General features: G+C 53.7%; 17 protein-coding genes. 5 read left to right on the top strand and 12 right to left on the bottom strand.

What is annotated here, in order from left to right; translation table 11 throughout:
• The first annotated feature begins 63 nt into the window (after positions 1 to 63).
• Both rraA and KUO20_RS08525 read left to right on the top strand, forming a co-directional pair.
• Entirely contained in the window at positions 64 to 561 is a 498-nt protein-coding gene (gene rraA / locus KUO20_RS08520; RefSeq protein ID WP_422823073.1) for a ribonuclease E activity regulator RraA, read from the top strand.
• Between the two features lie 167 nt (positions 562 to 728).
• Positions 729 to 2,615 carry a glycerophosphodiester phosphodiesterase family protein gene (locus tag KUO20_RS08525; protein WP_235039464.1) on the top strand — a complete coding sequence of 629 codons (1,887 nt, stop codon included), beginning with the start codon at positions 729 to 731 and terminating at the stop codon, positions 2,613 to 2,615.
• Positions 2,616 to 2,619: 4 nt separating this feature from the next.
• Here the strand turns inward: KUO20_RS08525 and ggt are convergent, their stop codons facing one another.
• Complete coding sequence (ggt, locus tag KUO20_RS08530; RefSeq protein WP_235039465.1) at positions 2,620 to 4,410, bottom strand: gamma-glutamyltransferase; 1,791 nt, start codon at positions 4,408 to 4,410, stop codon at positions 2,620 to 2,622.
• 205 nt (positions 4,411 to 4,615) lie between these two features.
• Entirely contained in the window at positions 4,616 to 6,991 is a 2,376-nt protein-coding gene (gene ppsA / locus KUO20_RS08535; protein ID WP_235039466.1) for a phosphoenolpyruvate synthase, read from the bottom strand.
• Positions 6,992 to 7,315: 324 nt separating this feature from the next.
• Here ppsA and ppsR point away from each other — a divergent pair, with 324 nt between their 5' ends.
• On the top strand, positions 7,316 to 8,149 hold the full coding sequence (gene ppsR / locus KUO20_RS08540; protein WP_235039467.1) for a posphoenolpyruvate synthetase regulatory kinase/phosphorylase PpsR: 834 nt from the start codon (positions 7,316 to 7,318) through the stop codon (positions 8,147 to 8,149).
• Between the two features lie 17 nt (positions 8,150 to 8,166).
• Here the strand turns inward: ppsR and KUO20_RS08545 are convergent, their stop codons facing one another.
• The 4 genes from KUO20_RS08545 to KUO20_RS08560 form a co-directional block, all read right to left on the bottom strand.
• A complete protein-coding gene (locus tag KUO20_RS08545; protein ID WP_096279759.1) occupies positions 8,167 to 8,745 on the bottom strand; it encodes a hypoxanthine-guanine phosphoribosyltransferase in 579 nt (192 codons plus the stop codon).
• Positions 8,746 to 8,796: 51 nt separating this feature from the next.
• Positions 8,797 to 9,828 (bottom strand): beta-N-acetylhexosaminidase, encoded by a 1,032-nt coding sequence (nagZ, locus tag KUO20_RS08550; protein ID WP_235039468.1) that lies wholly within the window; start codon positions 9,826 to 9,828, stop codon positions 8,797 to 8,799.
• A gap of 117 nt (positions 9,829 to 9,945) precedes the next feature.
• On the bottom strand, positions 9,946 to 10,482 hold the full coding sequence (locus KUO20_RS08555) for a L,D-transpeptidase (protein ID WP_235039469.1): 537 nt from the start codon (positions 10,480 to 10,482) through the stop codon (positions 9,946 to 9,948).
• Positions 10,460 to 11,137 carry a TetR/AcrR family transcriptional regulator gene (locus tag KUO20_RS08560; protein ID WP_235039470.1) on the bottom strand — a complete coding sequence of 226 codons (678 nt, stop codon included), beginning with the start codon at positions 11,135 to 11,137 and terminating at the stop codon, positions 10,460 to 10,462. Before KUO20_RS08560 ends, KUO20_RS08555 begins: the two co-directional genes overlap by 23 nt.
• A gap of 265 nt (positions 11,138 to 11,402) precedes the next feature.
• Between KUO20_RS08560 and lexA the strand changes: the two genes are divergently transcribed.
• A complete protein-coding gene (gene lexA, locus KUO20_RS08565; RefSeq protein ID WP_235039471.1) occupies positions 11,403 to 12,080 on the top strand; it encodes a transcriptional repressor LexA in 678 nt (225 codons plus the stop codon).
• A gap of 103 nt (positions 12,081 to 12,183) precedes the next feature.
• Here the strand turns inward: lexA and purU are convergent, their stop codons facing one another.
• A complete protein-coding gene (gene purU / locus KUO20_RS08570) occupies positions 12,184 to 13,038 on the bottom strand; it encodes a formyltetrahydrofolate deformylase (RefSeq protein ID WP_235039472.1) in 855 nt (284 codons plus the stop codon).
• A gap of 269 nt (positions 13,039 to 13,307) precedes the next feature.
• Between purU and KUO20_RS08575 the strand changes: the two genes are divergently transcribed.
• Entirely contained in the window at positions 13,308 to 14,891 is a 1,584-nt protein-coding gene (locus KUO20_RS08575; RefSeq protein ID WP_235042450.1) for a ribonuclease J, read from the top strand.
• Positions 14,892 to 14,918: 27 nt separating this feature from the next.
• On the opposite strand, the gene moaE is transcribed toward KUO20_RS08575, so the two are convergent.
• The 5 genes from moaE to upp all read right to left on the bottom strand — a co-directional run bounded on the left by moaE (position 14,919) and on the right by upp (position 18,865).
• A complete protein-coding gene (gene moaE, locus KUO20_RS08580) occupies positions 14,919 to 15,359 on the bottom strand; it encodes a molybdopterin synthase catalytic subunit MoaE (RefSeq protein WP_235042451.1) in 441 nt (146 codons plus the stop codon).
• Positions 15,360 to 15,401: 42 nt separating this feature from the next.
• On the bottom strand, positions 15,402 to 16,199 hold the full coding sequence (gene moaC, locus KUO20_RS08585) for a cyclic pyranopterin monophosphate synthase MoaC (RefSeq protein WP_235039473.1): 798 nt from the start codon (positions 16,197 to 16,199) through the stop codon (positions 15,402 to 15,404).
• 108 nt (positions 16,200 to 16,307) lie between these two features.
• Complete coding sequence (mobB, locus tag KUO20_RS08590; RefSeq protein ID WP_235039474.1) at positions 16,308 to 16,844, bottom strand: molybdopterin-guanine dinucleotide biosynthesis protein B; 537 nt, start codon at positions 16,842 to 16,844, stop codon at positions 16,308 to 16,310.
• A 72-nt stretch (positions 16,845 to 16,916) separates the two neighbouring features.
• A complete protein-coding gene (locus tag KUO20_RS08595; RefSeq protein WP_235039475.1) occupies positions 16,917 to 18,149 on the bottom strand; it encodes a uracil-xanthine permease family protein in 1,233 nt (410 codons plus the stop codon).
• 86 nt (positions 18,150 to 18,235) lie between these two features.
• Positions 18,236 to 18,865 carry a uracil phosphoribosyltransferase gene (gene upp, locus KUO20_RS08600; RefSeq protein WP_235039476.1) on the bottom strand — a complete coding sequence of 210 codons (630 nt, stop codon included), beginning with the start codon at positions 18,863 to 18,865 and terminating at the stop codon, positions 18,236 to 18,238.
• Positions 18,866 to 18,927 lie beyond the last annotated feature (62 nt).

An 18,927-nucleotide genomic window follows, 5' to 3' on the forward strand; every position in this document is an offset into this window, starting at 1 on the left:
GACCGAACGCCCCGCCACTGTGTAACAGAGCGGGGCGTTTTTTATCTTTCCGATAAGGAGCGCATGATGACCAACTCCATCCAAATAGTGACACCGGACCTATGCGACGCGCATCCTGACGTTGCGGTGCTTGACCCCATGTTTGCCAATTTTGGTGGTCTGGATACTTTTTATGGCCCTATCCGCACTATCAAATGTTTTGAAGATAATTCCTTGGTCAAACAAGCCGTTACCGAACCCGGCAACGGGGCGGTATTGGTAGTCGATGCAGGCGGATCACATCGCTGCGCCATGCTGGGCGATATGCTAGCAGAGCAAGCGGTAGCCAACGGCTGGGCAGGTGTAGTGATGTACGGCTGCGTACGCGATGTTGATATCCTGGCCAATCTACCGCTTGGTATTCAAGCACTCGGCAGCCACCCGCGCAGAAGCAATAAACACGATGAAGGCCAGCGCGATGAGCCCGTGACGTTTGCTGGGGTCACGCTTAAACCCGGCCAGTGGCTGTATGCAGATAACAATGGCATCATCGTTGCTGAGCGCGAGCTGTCACTGTCTTAAGTACTATTTTAAGTGCCATCTTAAGTGCCATCTTAAGTGCCATCTTAAGTGCCATTTTCTATCATTATTAATCAATGTGGGCTTAACCACATCGCTCGTCAACGCTCCGCTTGCCAGGCGTGGCAGTTGCTGCCACCCTGTTAGTTCACTCTAACCGTTTAATGACGATGCAGCCTTTGACCCACCTTGGCTCTGCCTTACTACGTACACTGCGCGATCATCTGCGTCCATTGATCGCCTATCATTTATTTTTTACTCTGCTCGCCTCGGCCCTGCTGCTGCCCGCCATTACCTGGGTGATACGCGGCCTGCTTGCCCAGTTAAATCGCACCGTAGTGACCAACGACGAACTGATCGCCCTGCTGTTTAGCCCACTGGGACTTATCGGCATGCTGGTTGGGCTTGGGTTTACGTTTCTAATTATTTACTGGCAGCAAGCCGGCATGCTGCAAGTAGCGGTCAGGCCGCGAGACAACCACTATCGTCTCGCGTTGGAGGCACTCTGGCTGAGTACTCGCCGACTGCCCGCCCTAGCGGGCTTGGTCTTTCTTCAGGTCGGTACGCACCTACTGCTTCTAGCGCCCTTTATGGCAGCCCTCGCTTGGCTCTATAGCGTTTGGCTAAGCGGTATAGACCCTTACTATTTACAGCGTGTGCGTCCACCCGCGCTATGGTATTTCATTGCCTGCGCCCTGCCGCTGATCGTTGCTTGGGCATGGGCAGCGTCGTGGCTCTATCTTCGCTGGCTGCTGGCCCTTCCATTGGTGGCGCTGGAAAACTGCCCGCCTTGGTTGGCCTTAAAGCGTAGCGTCAGCCTAACTCAAGGCTGGCGGCGTTCTATTGGCGCCGCCGTACTGCTGCTGCTAGTGATCATTATTAGTCTACCTTTCCTGGCTACGTTGCTGTTCGATCGCTTTTTTACCCCAATGCTTTGGTGGCTTCCCGAGCACAGCGCCGTACTTATTCCCGCCATGCTGGCGTATTTAATTGGCTATGTACTGCTCACCCTAACCATTACCTTTGTGGGTATTGCGACCAACGCGCTGCTCTCTGCATGCCTTTATATGCAGCTGGCTCATCATGAGCCTCGCCCCGCCTCTCCTGCGGAGGATGCCAACGCAGGCAAGCTTGCCTGGGCGGTTGAGCTTAGCGTGCTGGTTTTTGCAGGCCTGCAGGCCTGGTGGATACTCAATAGCTTTGAGATACGTGACAATGTTGCCGTCATTGCTCACCGCGGCAGCTCTATGGTGGCGCCTGAAAACACCCTTGCAGCGGTCGATCAGGCGCTGATCGATGGCGCCGACTATGTCGAAATTGACGTCCGCTTGACTGGCGATCAACAGGTTATGCTCTACCATGACCGGAGCTTGGCAAGATTAACCGGCGATAATCGTGAGTTTGGTGATGTAACCCGAGAAGAGCTTAGCCAATATGACATTGGCAGCTGGTTTGGCGATGCTTATCAGAACGAGACTATACCGGGTTTAGATGAAGCACTTAGCATTGTGCGCGGCCAGGCAGGCTTAATGATCGACATGAAGCCATCGCCTGGGCAAGAGCAGGCGTTGGCCGATGCCGTGATAGACACCTTAAATGCTGAGAGCGATATACGTTACCGCTGCTGGGCAACCCAGCAGAGCGCCTTCGATGGCTACACGGCATGCGGTTTTCCGAATGCGCTTTTAGCAATGCGCGTAGCCACTATGTCGCCTTCCTTACTGACGCATATTCATGAACGAGCGCCGGCGCTGCGCGTCACGCTGCTGGCACAGCTTATTCTGCCTGGAACGCTAGATAGGCGTGAATTTGATGCGCTTGGGTTGAGACACAACCGTATCACCGAAGGGGAAATTCGTTTAGCGAGGCTGTACGGTTATGAGATACATGCCTGGACAGTTAACAGCAGCGCCCGTATGTCGACGTTAATTGACCTGGGTGTCGATGCTATCATTACCGACTACCCAGATCGTTTAACGGCGCTTATTCACGACCGCCGTGAGTTGAGCGACGGTGCGCTAATGCTGGTGAAATTGCGTAACTGGCTACGCCAATAAACCGCTAATCACCCATCACTACGCCTTCACGCCGCGGGTCAGCGCCACCAAACAGCGTGCCGTCTTTACGGCGCATAATGGCCTGCAGGCCGCTGGTCAACTCACGCTCGCTCACGGTGTGGCCGCGCTCGCGAAGCGCATCTATAGTGGCCTCAGAAAAACGCCCCTCCTCAACAAACACATCACCGCCTAAGGTAATCGCATGAGGTAGGTTCAGTGCTTCTTGCGCATTGAGCCCCCAGTCGCGCAGCGCGACCAAGGTACGAGCCGTGTAGTGAATAATCGCTGCACCGCCCGGAGAGCCTAAGCTTGCCACCAGCTCGCCGCTCTCTTGGTCAAACACGAGCGTTGGGCTCATGCTTGAGCGCGGCCGCTTGCCTGGCTCGACCCGGTTAGCCACCGGCTCCCCGTCCACCTCAGGCTCAAATGAGAAATCGGTCAGCTCATTATTAAGGAAGAAACCACCGGCTAAGCCTGTCCCGCCGTCGGATAATATCCGTGAGCCAAACGCTTGTTCAATGGTGGTGGTCATCGCGACGGCATTGCCGTCTTCGTCAATAATACTAATGTGACTCGTGCCATATTCCGGCTGGTCTGGCTGAGAAGCCCAGGTTATCGCCAGCTCACCAGGATTACCGGGCTCGGCGCTGTCGCCCATGCTCTTCTCGCCAATCAGCGCGCTGCGCTGCTGAAGATATTCAGGTGCCAGCATCGACGACCAGGCGCCACCGGGTGCGTCTACAAAGTCGGGGTCGGCAATATAACGGCCACGATCTGCAAAGGCTAAACGCGAGGCTTCTAAAAACTGATGCAGCCATCCGCTGCTAGCAGCACCATTATCTAACGGCGCTTCCAGTAACGGCTGCTGATCTAACATACCTAGAATCTGCATGACGGTAAGATGGCCGGACGAAGGCGGTGGAAAACCGCATACTTCCCACTGCTGCCAAGGCGTGCACAGCGGCTCGCGGTCGACGGCTTCATAGCCGCTCATGTCATCAAGGGTCAAGCTGCCGGGACGCTCAGGGTGGTTCTGAACCAGCGCTACGATATCCTCTGCCACCGCGCCTTCATTTAAAGCATCGCTGCCTTCGGCTGCTACGCGCCGCAATATTTCTGCTAAGGCAGGATTTTTAAGCGTTTCACCCACGGCGATGGGCTCGCCTTCTGCATCGTAGTAAAACTGGCGGGCTAGAGCGTCTTGGCGCAAGTATTCATCGCTGGCAAGGGTCGTATGCAGGCGATTGCTAACAGCGAACCCTTCCTCGGCCAGAGTAATGGCGGGTTTAAACAGCTCTGCCCAAGCCAGCTCGCCGTGCTCAGCATGCGCTTTTTCCAGCATCCGCAGCGTACCCGGCACACCGACTGAAAGCCCGCTGGCCACCGCATCCATAAACGCTAAGGGCTCGCCATCTTCCATGAATAGCTCGCCGGTTACGCCTTGTGGCGCCGTCTCGCGGCCATCGTAGGCACGGATGTCTGCGCCATCGTAGTACATCAAAAAAGCACCGCCGCCAATCCCACTAGATTGAGGCTCAACCAAATTCAATACCATCTGCACGGCGATGGCAGCATCTATCGCGTTACCACCGGCTTTTAAAACCTGGTAGCCCGCGTCAGTCGCTAGCGGGTTGGCTGCAGCGACTGCAAAGGAGTCTGTAGACCAACCCGGCTTTTCTTCATAGCCCGATTCTACTTCAGGCGAAATTGAAGGGGCTTCATAGCTAAAACCCCAGCTATATAACGGCACTACCAGCAAACTTGGCAGTGCAAATTTCATCTGTTTTGGGGACATCACAACGCTCTCCCGCGGTTTTTGAAATGACCAAACTATCGATGGCAGTGTCTTAAAAGCTACTTTTAAAAAACCACTGATGATAGCGATCTTTTGAAAGGGACTACCAGTCAACGGCAAAAACTACCCGATTCAGAATAGCTTATAAAAACATTAACGCCCGACACACTGGCCGGGCGCAACATAAAGACAAACATTCTCATGATTAATCGATTTTTTGGCCTGCCAGCATAAACCATGTTTCCAATACCGCATCAGGATTGAGCGATACAGAGTCAATGCCTTGCTCCATCAGCCATTTCGCTAAATCAGGATGGTCAGAGGGCCCTTGACCGCAAATGCCTACGTACTTGCCCTTGGCTTTACACGCCTGAATCGCCATGGCGAGCAGCTTCTTAACCGCTTCATTTCGCTCGTCAAAGAGGTGGGCCACAATGCCCGAATCACGATCTAGCCCCAGCGTTAGCTGAGTGAGGTCATTAGAGCCAATCGAGAAGCCGTCAAAAAACTCAAGAAACTCATCAGCGAGCAGCGCATTCGCCGGCAGCTCACACATCATGATGACTTTTAGATCGGAAGGGCCGCCGCGCTTCAAGCCATTAGCCGCCAGCAGTTCGACGACGTTACGTGCCTCATCGGTGGTACGCACAAAGGGCACCATAATTTCGACATTTTCGAAGCCCATTTCTTCACGAACGCGCTTCAACGCACGGCACTCAAGCTCAAAGCAGGGGCGGAAGGCCTCTGAAATGTAACGTGAGGCGCCACGAAAGCCCAGCATGGGGTTTTCTTCGCCAGGCTCATACAGCTTGCCGCCGATCAGATTCTCATATTCGTTGGATTTAAAGTCGGAAAGCCTCACGATCACGCGCTGAGGATAAAACGCGGCGGCGAGCGTTGAAATTCCTTCGACCAGTTTATCGACGTAAAAACTAACCGGATCAGCATAGCCTGCCGTACGCAGGTCGATCACCTGCTGTAAATCTACGGGTAGCGTGTCGTACTCAAGTAGCGCCTTAGGATGGACACCGATCATACGGTTAATGATGAACTCTAGACGCGCCAGGCCAACCCCCGCGTGAGGCAAGCTTGCAAACCCAAAGGCACGGTCCGGATTACCGACGTTCATCATAATTTTAAAGGGAATTTCCGGCATGGCATCGACGCTAGAAACTTTGCAGTCAAAATCCAGCAGCCCAGCGTAGACATTGCCGGTATCACCTTCTGAGCACGATACGGTGACATCAATCCCCTCTTGCAACTGAGTCGTGGCATCGCCACAGCCAACCACTGCGGGAATACCTAGCTCACGGGCAATAATGGCAGCGTGGCAGGTACGCCCGCCACGATTGGTGACGATAGCCGACGCACGCTTCATGATCGGCTCCCAATCAGGGTCCGTCATGTCCGTAACTAATACGTCGCCATCGTTAATCTTATCCATGTCATCTGGGCTTAAGATGACTTTAACGGCACCGCGCCCAATGCGCTGCCCAATCGCCCGTCCGGTGATCAGCGTGCGACCTTTCTCACGCAGCTGAAAGCGCTCAAGCTTGCCGCCCTCCTGCTGAGAGACCACCGTTTCAGGGCGTGCCTGAACGATATACAGCTCACCATCATCGCCATCCAGTGCCCACTCAATATCCATAGGCCGCTGGTAGTGCTGCTCAATCGTCATTGCTTGCCGCGCTAGATCCATTACCTGCTGATCATTTAGGCAAAAACGAACACGATCTTTGTGCGGGACGTCGATAGTTTCCACCGACTTGCCGGCACTGGCTTCTTTGCCGTAAACCATCTTAATCAGCTTTGAGCCCAAATTGCGGCGCAGTACCGCTGGGCGACCTGCCGCTAGCGTCGCTTTATGCACATAGAATTCATCCGGGTTAACCGCACCCTGTACGACGGTTTCGCCCAGGCCCCATGAGGCCGTGACGAACACGGCATCGCGAAAGCCAGATTCAGTGTCGAGGGTAAACATGACACCGGCTGCGCCGGTTTCAGAACGCACCATTTTCTGCACACCGGCAGATAGCGCAACGTTCTCATGGGCGTAGCCACGATGTACCCGATAGGAAATCGCGCGGTCATTGAATAAAGATGCAAACACTTCATGAACAGCGCGCTTAATATTGTCAAAGCCTTCAATATTCAGGAAGGTTTCCTGCTGGCCGGCGAAGGAGGCATCCGGTAAATCTTCGGCTGTCGCCGAGCTGCGCACCGCCACTTTTAACTGGGGGTGTTTCACCTGCAGCTGTGCGTAAGCATCACGCAGCGCTGCTTCAAACGCTGGGGGCAGCGGCGTGTCGATAATCCACTGGCGAATATTGCTACCCGCTTCGGACAAGGCCTTAATATCGTCTACGTCTAAGCGAGCAAGGGTCGCATTAATACGCTCATTGAGCCCGTCATGAGAGAGAAATTCACGATAAGCGTGGGCCGTGGTGGCAAAGCCGCCGGGCACGGTGACGCCAGCGCCTGATAAATTAGAAATCATTTCGCCTAGCGAGGCATTTTTACCACCCACGCGCTCTACGTCCGTCATACCCAGCTGATCGAACCACAGAATGTACTCTTCCACGTAACCCCCTCGCTCTCAGACGTCGACATGACCACTACTACAGTCACGAAAACCACGGACCATGAATTATTGACTGAGCTACCCTAGCACCGCGCTAACGTATTCGCCATTGGTCTAATAGCGAAGAGAGTGGAGGATTTTTACAACAGCAGGGCTTTTTAGGCCAATTATGTAGTCAGGGCTATTTTAGCCAGGATCTCTTTAGATAGGGCGTTTTTAGACAGAGCAACTTTAGACAGGCCCATTTTAGGAAGAGCCATTGCACGTTGTGCTGTTAAAGCGCTCAGCCCACAATAGATCAATCACTCACAGGCGGATTTCATTATGAAGCGTACGGCTTTTTTTATTTCTGATGGCACCGGCATCACGGCGGAAAGTTTAGGGCGCAGCCTGCTAGCCCAGTTCAGCGATGTTGAAATCAACATGCTAACAAAGCCCTATATCGATACGCTGGAAAAAGCACAGGCGTTGGCAGAGATTATTGAAGCAACGGCCAGTCGTGACGGCCAACGCCCTATCATCATTGACACCATTGTTGATCAACAGATTCGTAACGTTATTCGCCAAGCGTCGGGCTTTAAAGTGGATATTTTTTCGACCTTTTTAGAGCCTTTAGAGCAAGAGCTGGACACCCACTCCTCGTATAGCGTGGGGCGAACGCACTCGATTGGCAGTGACGATGTGTATATGGATCGCATCCACTCCGTGCACTTCGCGCTGGACAACGACGATGGTGCACGTACCCATCAATACGACAAAGCAGACATCATTCTGGTGGGGGTTTCACGCTGCGGCAAAACGCCAACCTCGCTGTACTTAGCGCTACAGTTTGGCATCCGGGCCGCTAACTACCCGCTGACTGAGGATGATTTAGATGAAGACGGCATGCTAAAACTTCCCAAAGCCCTCGCGCCCCATCGTCAAAAACTGTTTGGGCTGACCATTGATCCACGTCGTCTGGCTGCCATTCGCAATGAAAGACGCCCTAACAGCCGCTACAGCTCAATCGATCAATGTTTGCAGGAGGTAGATCAAGCAGAGTCGCTGTATCGCACGATGCATATCCCTTTTATAGATGCGACCCGCTTCTCAGTTGAAGAGATTTCGACGCGAATGATTGCCGAAACTGGATTAGCGAGGCGCTTTTCGCCCCGCTAATATTGAATGTCTAACAATTACATGCCTTTGGGTGCAAAAATACCCGGGGCGTTGCGCCAGTAGCCTTTATAGTCCATGCCAAAGCCAAACACATAGCGGTCAGCCACTTCCAAGCTGCAGTAGTCGGCCTTTAAGCCGGGTACCGCTTTGCGGTTGTGCTGTTTATCGACCAGCACAGCCGTGGTAACGCTGGCGGCCTTAGCTTCTTGGCAGTAGGCCAAAATACCGGCTAACGTTGCGCCTTCGTCTAAAATGTCATCGACAATAACGACATGGCGACCGGCCATGGGGACTTCCGGCGAGACGCGCCAAAAAAGCTCGCCGCCGCGCAGCTCATTGCGATAACGGGTGGCATGCAGATAATCCACTTCTAATGGGAAGCCCAGCCGGGTAAGCAGGTGGCCGGTGGTAATCAAACCGCCGTTCATAACGCAGTAAAAAACCGGTAGCTTATCGCCTAAATCTCGGGTGATCGCTTCCGCCATACGATCAAGCGCCCGCTCTACCTCCTGCTGGGAGATTAAGCAGTCGGCGTTATCCATTAGCTCACGCATTGAGTCCAGTGACTCCAACGCTTCTTTATCCAACTTCGACATCTAACAACTCCGCGGCGGTTTAAAAATCTTGATATAGGTTAGCAAGTGCGCTTAGAGGGTGCTGGCATTCGTCTGACTGGCCAGCGCTTCTAATTTAGCGTGGGTGCGCCGCCAACGCCCTAGCGCACTTAATGCATCTAAGTCCGGCCGTGCGCGGCTGTAACGGAGCTTGGCGGCGCGTTTAGCGTCGATATCTTGGCAGGCGCTCATTACCTCAAGTGCCGCGGCGCGGTCATTGCATACCAGCAGCATATCGCAACCTGCGGCTAACGCTGCACGAGCACGATCCTTAGGCTCACCGGCTTCGTGGGCACCCGCCATGCTTAAATCATCAGAAAAGATGCAGCCCTTAAAGCCCAGCGACTCGCGCAGCATGCCTAACCAGCTAGGCGAAAAGCCTGCAGGTCGGGAATCAAAAGCACTGTAAATAACGTGGGCGGGCATGATCCCTTCTAGCTGGCCTGCCAGATGATAAAAGGGCACTAGATCATGCTGTTTAATCACCTCAAGAGGCCGATCATCCACCGGCAGCGCGACGTGAGAGTCGGCAGCGACACTGCCATGACCAGGGAAGTGCTTACCGACAGCGGCCATCCCCGCCTCGTGAAGACCTTGCACAAAAGCACCACCCAGCGCGGCCACATGCTGTGGATCATGACTAAAACTGCGGTCACCAATCACGCTTGATATACCGCTTTCAACATCAAGCACCGGCGCAAAGCTTAAGTCCAAACCACAGGCGGCCATTTCCATGCCCAGCAGCCAGCCAGCATCTTTTGCCAACGCGAGGCCGTCTTCTGCGTTAGCGCTGTAGCACTCACCAATGCGCGCCATGGCAGGAAGGCGTGTTAATCCTTCTTTAATGCGCTGAACGCGCCCGCCCTCCTGGTCAACCGCGATCAATAAATCACCCCGCACGCGGCGAATATCGCTACACAGCTTGCGCACCTGGTAGCCGTTTTCGACATTACGGGCAAATAAAATAACGCCCCCTACCGTGGGTTCAAGCAGCAAGCGCTTTTCGTCGCGAGTTAATGTTGGGCCTTCAAGGTCAAGCATGACCGGGCCTAGAGGTTGAGTCATCGTGAGAAGTCCAATAAGAGGGGCGATGATTTTAGACGATCATTTATCAGTGTCAAAGACGGGGCCATTTGCAGCCTGCCCCCAATACCGCTCAGCGTCTTTTAGTCAAAGCTTCGTTTAGTCAAAGCACTGCCTTTCACCGTGCAACCAAACGGGGGTACCGGGCAACGACAATGCAAAGATAGGCAGCAAATCATTGTTGCGTAGCCGAATGCATCCGTGAGAGGCGGCGACGCCCATCGGCTGGTCAGCGGGCGTACCGTGTAGATAGATATAGCGCCGCTGGGAGTCAACCTGACCGCCACGGTTCACGCCTCTCTCTAACCCACAAAGCCACAGGATCCGCGTCAAAATCCAATCGCGCTGCGGGTAGGCCTCGTCTAACGCGGGCGAAAAGACTTCCTCCGTCCAGCGGCGGCCACGAAACACCGCATTCTCCGGCAAGCCATTGCCAATCGCCGCGCGCACGTAGTGCCAGCCATGCGGCGTTTTACCGCTACCATTGTGCTCGCCAACACCGGCAACACCTGAAGAAATGGCGCATTCATGCAGCACTTTTGGCCCCCGCCAACAGCGCAGCCGCTGCTCGGTGGTATCTATCTCAAGCCAGATGTTCTCGGTTGGAGGTAGCTCAGCTAGCCTTGGCGTTTGCATGGTGTCCTTCTTCTAAAGCTGGGGGTAATGGCGCATTCATGGCGGCAACAACGACCGGCCTCAGGCGCCGGACTAAGTCCCGTACCGACACCTGCTCATGATAGTCCTTTTCCGCGATATCACGCAGGGCATCAAGGCCTGACAGGGTGAATATAACCGTGCCTAGCATGAAGTGTAGCCGCCAAAAGCGCTCGGCGTCTGGCAGCTCCGGGGTTGCTTGGCGCACGAGTTCCGTGAAGCGCGTAAACACATCCCCATACTCTTGCTGTATATGTCGCCTTAAATGCCCTTGGGCCTGACTGTAAGCTAAACCTAGCAGGCGCATAAACACCTTCAAGCTATTACGCTCAGCGGGCACCGCAAGAACCGTCGTTGCCATGGTCTCAAGCAGCGTTTCTAGCGGAATAACCTGCCCATTATGCTGAGCCTCAAGCTCATCAAGCGCAGTGTGAAATCGCAGCGTAAAAGGATCCAGATAGCGGGAAAAAACAGCCTGGATTAAGGCTTTTTTGGAGCCAAAATGATAATTCACAGCAGCAAGATTGACGCGCGCCTTGCTAGTGATGTTGCGCAGCGAGGTTTCAGCGAAACCACGCTCTGCAAAAAGCACTTCAGCGGTATCAAGTATACGGGTCACCGTATCAGATTGAGCCATGATGCTCTCCAGAGAAACAGGTGTTTAAAACATCGCAAAATACTATGCCATAACCTGGGTAGTCTCAACGCTTGATTTGTTATCAGACTGCCTGGGTATTCATAAGAAAACGCTTAGTTTCAAACCATTGAAGCACTCTCAGAGCAGGAAATATCGGCATTGACAAGGCCATATACTGGACAGAGAGACATACTGTATACTTAAACACTTATCGTTTAAGTTACCTTCATTTTATGACCGTCTATTCACAATTTTGGAGCTTGGTATGTCGCGTCCACTAACCGCTCGCCAACAGCATGTATTTGATTTTATTGTTAAGACCATGGGCGAATTTGGCTACCCTCCGACGCGCGCAGAAATCGCCAAAGCGCTTGGCTTTCGCTCACCCAACGCCGCTGAAGAGCATCTACGCGCACTTGAACGCAAGGGTGTTATCCGCATTATTCGCAATACGTCACGCGGCATACGCTTGCCTAACCAGGAGCCTCAAGACGTAGTGGACACGTCTGTCACGGCGCTTTCTGCCACGCTAGAGCCTTCTCAGACGGGCCTGCCTGTCATTGGTGAGGTAGCCGCCGGCAGTCCTATCTTGGCTGCCGAGCATATTGATCGCTACTGCCCGTTGCCCGCCGAGTATTTCACGCCAAAAGCGGATTACTTGCTGCGCGTTCGCGGATTATCTATGAAAGATATCGGCATTTTAGAGGGTGACCTGCTGGCCGTTCATCGTACTGAGCGTGTCCGCGATGGTCAGATAGTCGTTGCCCGCTTAGATGATGAAGTCACGGTGAAACGCTTTAAGCGCCAGGGTCACCAGGTCACTCTGTTCGCAGAGAACGCCGACTTTGCGCCGATTGAAATCGATCTGCGCTCCCAGTCGCTCGATATAGAAGGCGTTGGCGTTGGCGTGATTCGCGGCGGCAATGGTCAGGCGTTAGGTTAAGCACAGCATAAGCCAGCTATCCGTGCCTTTACCGCTTCTGATCGGGGAAGCCGCAAAGGCGCGGCTTCCCCGTGGCGATAGCGCTGCCTCACTGATGAGCCGTTTAGCTAAACACCACCGTTTTATTGCCATGGATCAGCACGCGGTCTTCTAGGTGCCAGCGCAAACCGCGTGCCAGTACCGCTTTCTCAACATCGCGCCCAAAACGCACTAAATCAGTGGGCGTATGGCAGTGGCTAACACGGTGGATATCTTGCTCAATGATGGGGCCCGCATCAAGCTCCTCGGTGACATAGTGGCAGGTAGCGCCAATCAGCTTAACGCCGCGCTGGTAGGCCTGGTGATAAGGTTTTGCTCCTGCAAATGAGGGCAAGAAGCTGTGGTGAATATTGATTACCTTGCCTGAATAGCGGGCGCACAGCTCAGGTGGCAGGATTTGCATATAGCGTGCTAGTACGACGCAGTCCGCGCGTGCGCTATCGATTTCAGCCTGCACTTTGGCAAACGATGACTGCTTATCTGCCGGGTCTACCGGCACGTGATGATAAGGAATCCCGTACCACTGCGTCAGCGAACGCATATCGTCATGGTTGGAAATAACGCCAACAATATCGCAATCCAATTCACCCGACTGCCAGCGATACAGCAGGTCTACTAAGCAGTGCGATTCTCGCGACACCATTAGCACCACACGACGACGCTTTTGAGTATCGACCAACGCCCACTGCATGCTGAATTCTCGGGCTACCGGCTCAAATGCGGCGCGTAGCGCTTCTACCGACATACCCACTGAATCCGCCAGGATTTCATAACGCATAAAAAAGCGGCCGGTTTCTAAGTCCGAATGCTGGCTGGCTTCAGTAATCGACCCACCTTGCTGGGCAATAAAACTCGACACGCGTGCAACAATGCCCACTCGATCAGGGCAAGAAACAACTAAACGATAATAATGCGACATGGGGGTTACTCTTGACCTATTTCAAACATCACTGATGAAAAACTAGCCGGTTAAACCGACCTAACAAACCATCACCTTGGCATGTTAACGAAGCTGCATAGTGTATCGGAAGGACAACGATGATTGTTAGCCGCCCCTGCCTTCCCGTATAGTTAAGTCACTACTTTTTAGGCTCTTCATAACTAATGCATTCTTCACGCGTTCAAATTCGTCCCCGCCGTCGTCCACCGCTGCGCATATTGCCGCTGGGGGGATGTGGTGAGATCGGAATGAATCTGACGCTATACGGCTATGATAATCATTGGATTGCCGTCGACTGCGGCATGATGATTCGTCAAGATCTTCCTAACTCACCGCTTCAGGTACCCAACTTAGATACGCCGAAGGCGCTGGGGATCGTACCCAAAGCACTGTTTATCACGCATGGTCATGAAGATCACATCGGCGCGGTTGCCTGGCTCTGGCCCATGTGGAACTGCCCTATTTATGCCACGCCGCTGGCAGCAGGGCTGCTTAGACTAAAATTTGCTGAGCATCAGCTTAGCAGCGCAGCTATACAGGTCATTGAGCCTGGCGAAGCCCTCGAAAGCGGCCCATTCACTCTTCGCTATTTGCTTTTAACGCACTCCATCCCCGAAAGCTGTGCTCTGATGATGCTGGCCGGTGGTTACCGCGTTTTACATACCGGCGATTGGAAACTTGATCCCGAGCCGCTGATTGGCACGCCGATAAGCCCAGCTCAATTCAAAGCTCTTGCCCCCATCGACTTAGTCGTGGGCGACTCAACCAACGCTCCTATGCCCGGCCATTCAGGCAGCGAGGGGGACGTCGCTCGGGCGTTAGCAAAAACGCTCAGCCGCTGTGAGGGCCGCGTCGTGGTCTCGTGCTTTGCAAGCAACTTGGCACGGGTGCTTGCGATAGGCCGCGCCGCGCACCAGTGTGGCCGGCGTATCAGCTTAATGGGCCGCTCAATGGAGCGCATGGTCAGCGTCGCGCGCGGGCTGGGATACATGGATGACTTACCGCCTCTAGTGCCCAATCACGACTTGGGCTACCTGCCGCCCGATGAAGTCGTCATCATTGCGACAGGCAGCCAAGGGGAGTCCCGAGCGGCGCTGCAGAGATTAGCTCAGGGCCGCCACCCTTCTGTCGACTTACAGCCGGGCGATAACGTTATTTTTTCGGCCAAGGTCATACCCGGCAACGAGCGCCCCATTGATCAGCTTAAAAAGCGCTTAACCCAGCTGGGTGTACGTATTTACGACGAGGTGAACCACCCTGAGCTGCATGCGACCGGCCACCCTGCACAGGAGGAGTTAATTAAGCTTTACCAGTGGCTGAAGCCTAAATACTTGATGCCTGTTCACGGTGAAGCAAGGCATCAGAAGGCGCATCAGACGATTGCTGAGCAGCTGGGCATTAGCGCACCGCTAACGCCGGTCAATGGTGATTTGTTATGCTTTGACAATCACGGCCTTCACCGTGAAGCGCGCCATGTGCAGCCGCCCTGCATTGTTAATCAGAACAGCGTTGTTCCACATCCAGGATTAGATGCGGCCATTTCCACGGCTCGACGCGGCAGCCTATATTTAGCGCTGCCCGTGACCATTAGCGACCACGGCTGGGCGCGCATCGGCCGTTTGATGCTGGATGCAACAAACGCCAGCCCGCTGGATGAAGACAGTTTTATTGATTGGCTTGATGAGCAGCTTGATGAGATTGCCGCCGACACACTCGCCGATCTGCGAAAGGCGCTGCAACCACGTTTGATTCATTGGCTGGCAGATCATATGCAGCACATGCCTGACGTGCACCTGCAGATTACGGCGGCTGAAATGCCGGAGACCTCCTAGCAGAACAGCGTATAGCGTTATTAATCGTTAGCTTTTTGCTGGGCCGTTAGAAGCTTCCCAACGCGCCACATCCTGTTGATCAGAGTGACGCTCTGCGACCCAATACTCGCCCTGTGCGGAATGCTCTTTCTTCCAGAAAGGAGCCTGAGTTTTTAAATAGTCCATAATAAAATCACAGGCTTCAAATGCTTCACGGCGGTGAGCGCTTGCTACGAGCACCCGCACAATCGCATCGCCCGGCTGCATATGTCCTACCCGATGAATAATGCGCACAGCGTTTAGCGCCCAGCGCTGCCCTGCCTGCTCACCGATGGCTTCAAGCGTTCGCTCGGTCATTCCAGGATAGTGCTCAAGTGTTAAACCGGTGACATCGGGCGTTTCATTGAAATCACGCACCAGTCCGGTAAAACTCACCACCGCGCCAATATCCGTGCGCTCTGATAACACATCGTCATATCCATAGGCCATTGAGAAAGGCGCGGCTTGAATGGCAACTTTAATATCCACGTTTCACCCCCCCGTGACCGGCGGAAAAAATGCCACTTCATCGTTATCGGTCACCAGCGCATCATCATTGGCCATCACTTGATTAATCGCACATAGCGTACGCTGATCGGCCAGTAGGTTGTAACGCGAATCGCGTGCCGCCAGCGTCGCTTTTAATCCGCGAATATCTCGGCTGGCAAGCTGATCCAGACCCACGACGGTCTCGCTCTCGCCAACGCGCTCGCGCAGCTCGGCTAAAAACTTAACGCACACGCAGGGTGAAGGACAGCGCTCACCCACGCTGACTTCCCCTGTCGAGCCGTCGCCGGTGACAATAGGTGTCTGCTCGCTTAGGCGCTGGTAATCACCACGCTGCCCGCCCTGCTTGCTCTCAAGCTGAATGGCGTCGATACGCATACTTTTATCGACCGCTTTGCACATATCGTAAAGGGTCAAGCATGCAACGGAAACAGCCGTCAGCGCTTCCATTTCAACCCCTGTACGGCCATTTAAGCGGCACAGCGACGTCACGTGAACACAGGACTCTGCCACGTCAATTTCAAACTCAACCGATACCTTAGAGAGCGCCAACGCATGGCAGAGCGGTATTAGCTCATGGGTTCTTTTCGCCGCCTGAATACCCGCGATACGCGCGGTTGCCAGAACATCACCCTTGGGCAACTGTCCGTCGCTAAGCAATGTTAATGTTGCGGGCTGCATCACAATACGCCCTGAAGCAACGGCTTCGCGGCGGGTTTCTTGCTTATCGCCAACGTCTACCATATTGGCTTCGCCACGGGTGTTGAGGTGGGTTAGCTGCATAGTAATCACCTTTGCTTGTGTGAAGGGCGCGTCGTTGAGGGCCGGTTCATTGAAGACTTGATCATTGAAGGCTTGATCATTGAAGATCTGGAGACTGAAGGCAACGCCTTATTTTTTTGCATTAATCCAGGCCACGACCCAGCGCGCGATAGCGTCAATATCATCAAGATCTAGCCGAGGCACGCCTTCAGTCACATCGATTGAAGACAGCCTGTTCGCGGCGATCGCCGCCACCCATTTCCCCGTCAAAATTGACGCATCGCCAATGCCATCCCGGTACAGCACCAGCTTAGGTATTGGCCAGGTCTTAAAGCCTTCGACAATCACAAGATCAGGGTGATGTGGTACTAGCATGGCGATCAACTTAGCCAAGTCAGGTTCTTCTTGCCCGGGCGTTTCCTGCATCAGTGCAAAGCGCTGATGTGAAGCCACCAGCACCGGCGCCGCACCAGCGCTGCGCAGCTGATAGCTGTCCTTGCCGGGCTGATCTACATCAAACGAGTGATGGGCATGCTTAATCACGGCCACTTGCAAGCCATGCTCATTTAACTGCGGCAATAGCTTTTCTAATAGCGTCGTTTTACCGGTGCCACTCCAAGCAGCAATGCCCAAAATGGGAAAGGATGCCGTTAGTTCATCTCTCATGCTGCCGACGCTCCTGGTTGCCACTGGCACGATGTCATCCAAGCGATGTACGTGGTGTTCAAAACGCTAATGTTATTCGCCCTCTTGCTCTTGGGGTAACAGCCAGTTCAGCACAATACCCACTAACGCCGCTAAGCTGACGCCCTGCAGCGTAAACTGGCCACCCCCAAACTGCATACCACCAATACCAAACACCAGTATCAATGAAACCACCACTAAATTGCGGGGCGCCGTTAGCGATTGCCCAGCACGGACGAGTGTATTCATTCCTACCACCGCGATGGAACCAAACAACAGCGTCATAATGCCGCCCATCACAGGGCCCGGAATGGTTTGCAAAAATGCGCCAAGCTTAGCAACAAAAGCCAACACAATGGCAACAATCGCAGCTACTATCATGTACTTGGGATTAAATGCTCGCGTGAGCGTAACCGCCCCCGTTACTTCTGAATAGGTAGTATTAGGCGGCCCACCAAATAAAGCGGCTACCGTCGTTGCTAATCCATCGCCGAGCAAGGTGCGATGAAGGCCCGGTTTTTCAAGATAGTCTTTGCCCGTCACCGATCCAATCGCCACCATATCACCAATGTGCTCAACTGCCGGCGCAATAGCGACGGGTATCATGAACAAAATAGCGGCCCAGTGGAAACTTGGCGCTGTAAAGCTAGGTACCGATAGCCACGCGGCCTCGTGAATCGGCGTGAAGTCGACAACTCCCATCAGTAGCGCCAGCACATAGCCTGTAAAAATCCCGCCAATAATCGGTATTAGTCTTAGCAGCCCGCGTCCAAAAACGGCGAGCAGCAGCGTCACCAGCAGGCTGGTCATTGATAAGAAAATGGCGGCTCCATAGCCAATGTTATCGCTAGTTTCACCAGTGGCCATACTCACAGCGACGGGCGCCAGCGCAAGACCAATCACCATAATGACCGGCCCGACCACGACCGCAGGCAGTAAACGGTGCAGCCAAGCGGTACCTTTTACGCGTACGGCTTGTGAAATAACGACATACACCAGTCCAGCCGCCATTAGTCCACCCATCGTAGCTGAAACGCCAAAGCTGGCTACCGAGCCTTGAATAGGTGCAATAAAGGCAAACGATGAGGCTAAAAATACCGGTACGCTTTGGCTAGTGACCGAATGGAACACCAGCGTACCCACACCGGCGGTAAACAGTGCAACGCTCGGATCAAGCCCGGTTAAAAGCGGCACTAATACCAAGGCACCAAACGCGACAAAGAGCATTTGCGTACCGGTTAATAGCACTTTTGCCCACGACTCAGTTTGACCGGCAACGTCACGCATCGGTGATATCCTAGAGATGATTAAATTGTAATGTGCAAAAAAATGCCCCTAACGCAGAGCGCAAGGGGCAATCTAAAGAGGGACGCTTAACGCGTTCCGAAAATCTTATCGCCAGCGTCGCCTAGCCCTGGGACGATATAGCCATTTTCATCCAATCGGTCATCAACGGAAGCGGTATAAATTTCGACATCGGGGTAGGCTTCCTGCACCCGCTTAATGCCTTCCGGGGCGGCGACCAACACAATTACTTTCATGTGCTCACAGCCGCGCTCGCGCAGCATATCTAGCGTTGCGACCATAGAGCCGCCTGTTGCCAGCATCGGATCAATGACAATCGCCATGCGCTCTTCAATATCGTTGGCAAATTTGGCGAAATAAGGAACCGGCTGCAGCGATTCTTCATCGCGGTAAAGTCCTACGACGCTGACCCGCGCACTGGGGATAAGGTCCGTTACGCCTTCCAACATGCCAAGCCCGGCACGTAAAATGGGTACAACGGTGACTTTTTTACCCTTTAACCGACGCGTAGCAATCGGCTCCCCGTTCCAGCCCTGAATCTCATGATCTTCAAGCTCCAGACCTTTAGTGGCTTCATAGGTCAACAGCTTAGCGACTTCACCTGCTAGTTCACGAAAGCTCTTAGTGCTCAGATCAACTTCACGCATCAGCCCCAATTTATGTTGAACAAGCGGATGGTTAATAGCGTAAACACTCATGGGACTTCCTCACTGCAGGGGATTCAGAATGGCAACCTGGGATCTTTCATTAGGCGCAAAAT

Origin of the sequence: Vreelandella profundi, assembly GCF_019722725.1 — a bacterium.
GTDB lineage: Bacteria > Pseudomonadota > Gammaproteobacteria > Pseudomonadales > Halomonadaceae > Vreelandella > Vreelandella profundi.

What these genes read in the sequence shown, in the direction of transcription:
- KUO20_RS08555 (WP_235039469.1), bottom strand. Translation starts at nt 10,482, where the DNA reads ATGCAAACGCCAAGGCTAGCTGAGCTACCTCCAACCGAGAACATCTGG.
- KUO20_RS08595 (WP_235039475.1), bottom strand. Translation starts at nt 18,149, where the DNA reads ATGCGTGACGTTGCCGGTCAAACTGAGTCGTGGGCAAAAGTGCTATTA.
- mobB (WP_235039474.1), bottom strand. Translation starts at nt 16,844, where the DNA reads ATGAGAGATGAACTAACGGCATCCTTTCCCATTTTGGGCATTGCTGCT.
- nagZ (WP_235039468.1), bottom strand. Translation starts at nt 9,828, where the DNA reads ATGACTCAACCTCTAGGCCCGGTCATGCTTGACCTTGAAGGCCCAACA.
- lexA (WP_235039471.1), top strand. Translation starts at nt 11,403, where the DNA reads ATGTCGCGTCCACTAACCGCTCGCCAACAGCATGTATTTGATTTTATT.
- KUO20_RS08575 (WP_235042450.1), top strand. Translation starts at nt 13,308, where the DNA reads ATGAATCTGACGCTATACGGCTATGATAATCATTGGATTGCCGTCGAC.
- moaE (WP_235042451.1), bottom strand. Translation starts at nt 15,359, where the DNA reads ATGGCCTATGGATATGACGATGTGTTATCAGAGCGCACGGATATTGGC.
- rraA (WP_422823073.1), top strand. Translation starts at nt 64, where the DNA reads ATGATGACCAACTCCATCCAAATAGTGACACCGGACCTATGCGACGCG.
- moaC (WP_235039473.1), bottom strand. Translation starts at nt 16,199, where the DNA reads ATGCAGCTAACCCACCTCAACACCCGTGGCGAAGCCAATATGGTAGAC.
- ggt (WP_235039465.1), bottom strand. Translation starts at nt 4,410, where the DNA reads ATGTCCCCAAAACAGATGAAATTTGCACTGCCAAGTTTGCTGGTAGTG.
- KUO20_RS08525 (WP_235039464.1), top strand. Translation starts at nt 729, where the DNA reads ATGCAGCCTTTGACCCACCTTGGCTCTGCCTTACTACGTACACTGCGC.
- KUO20_RS08560 (WP_235039470.1), bottom strand. Translation starts at nt 11,137, where the DNA reads ATGGCTCAATCTGATACGGTGACCCGTATACTTGATACCGCTGAAGTG.
- purU (WP_235039472.1), bottom strand. Translation starts at nt 13,038, where the DNA reads ATGTCGCATTATTATCGTTTAGTTGTTTCTTGCCCTGATCGAGTGGGC.
- KUO20_RS08545 (WP_096279759.1), bottom strand. Translation starts at nt 8,745, where the DNA reads ATGTCGAAGTTGGATAAAGAAGCGTTGGAGTCACTGGACTCAATGCGT.
- upp (WP_235039476.1), bottom strand. Translation starts at nt 18,865, where the DNA reads ATGAGTGTTTACGCTATTAACCATCCGCTTGTTCAACATAAATTGGGG.
- ppsR (WP_235039467.1), top strand. Translation starts at nt 7,316, where the DNA reads ATGAAGCGTACGGCTTTTTTTATTTCTGATGGCACCGGCATCACGGCG.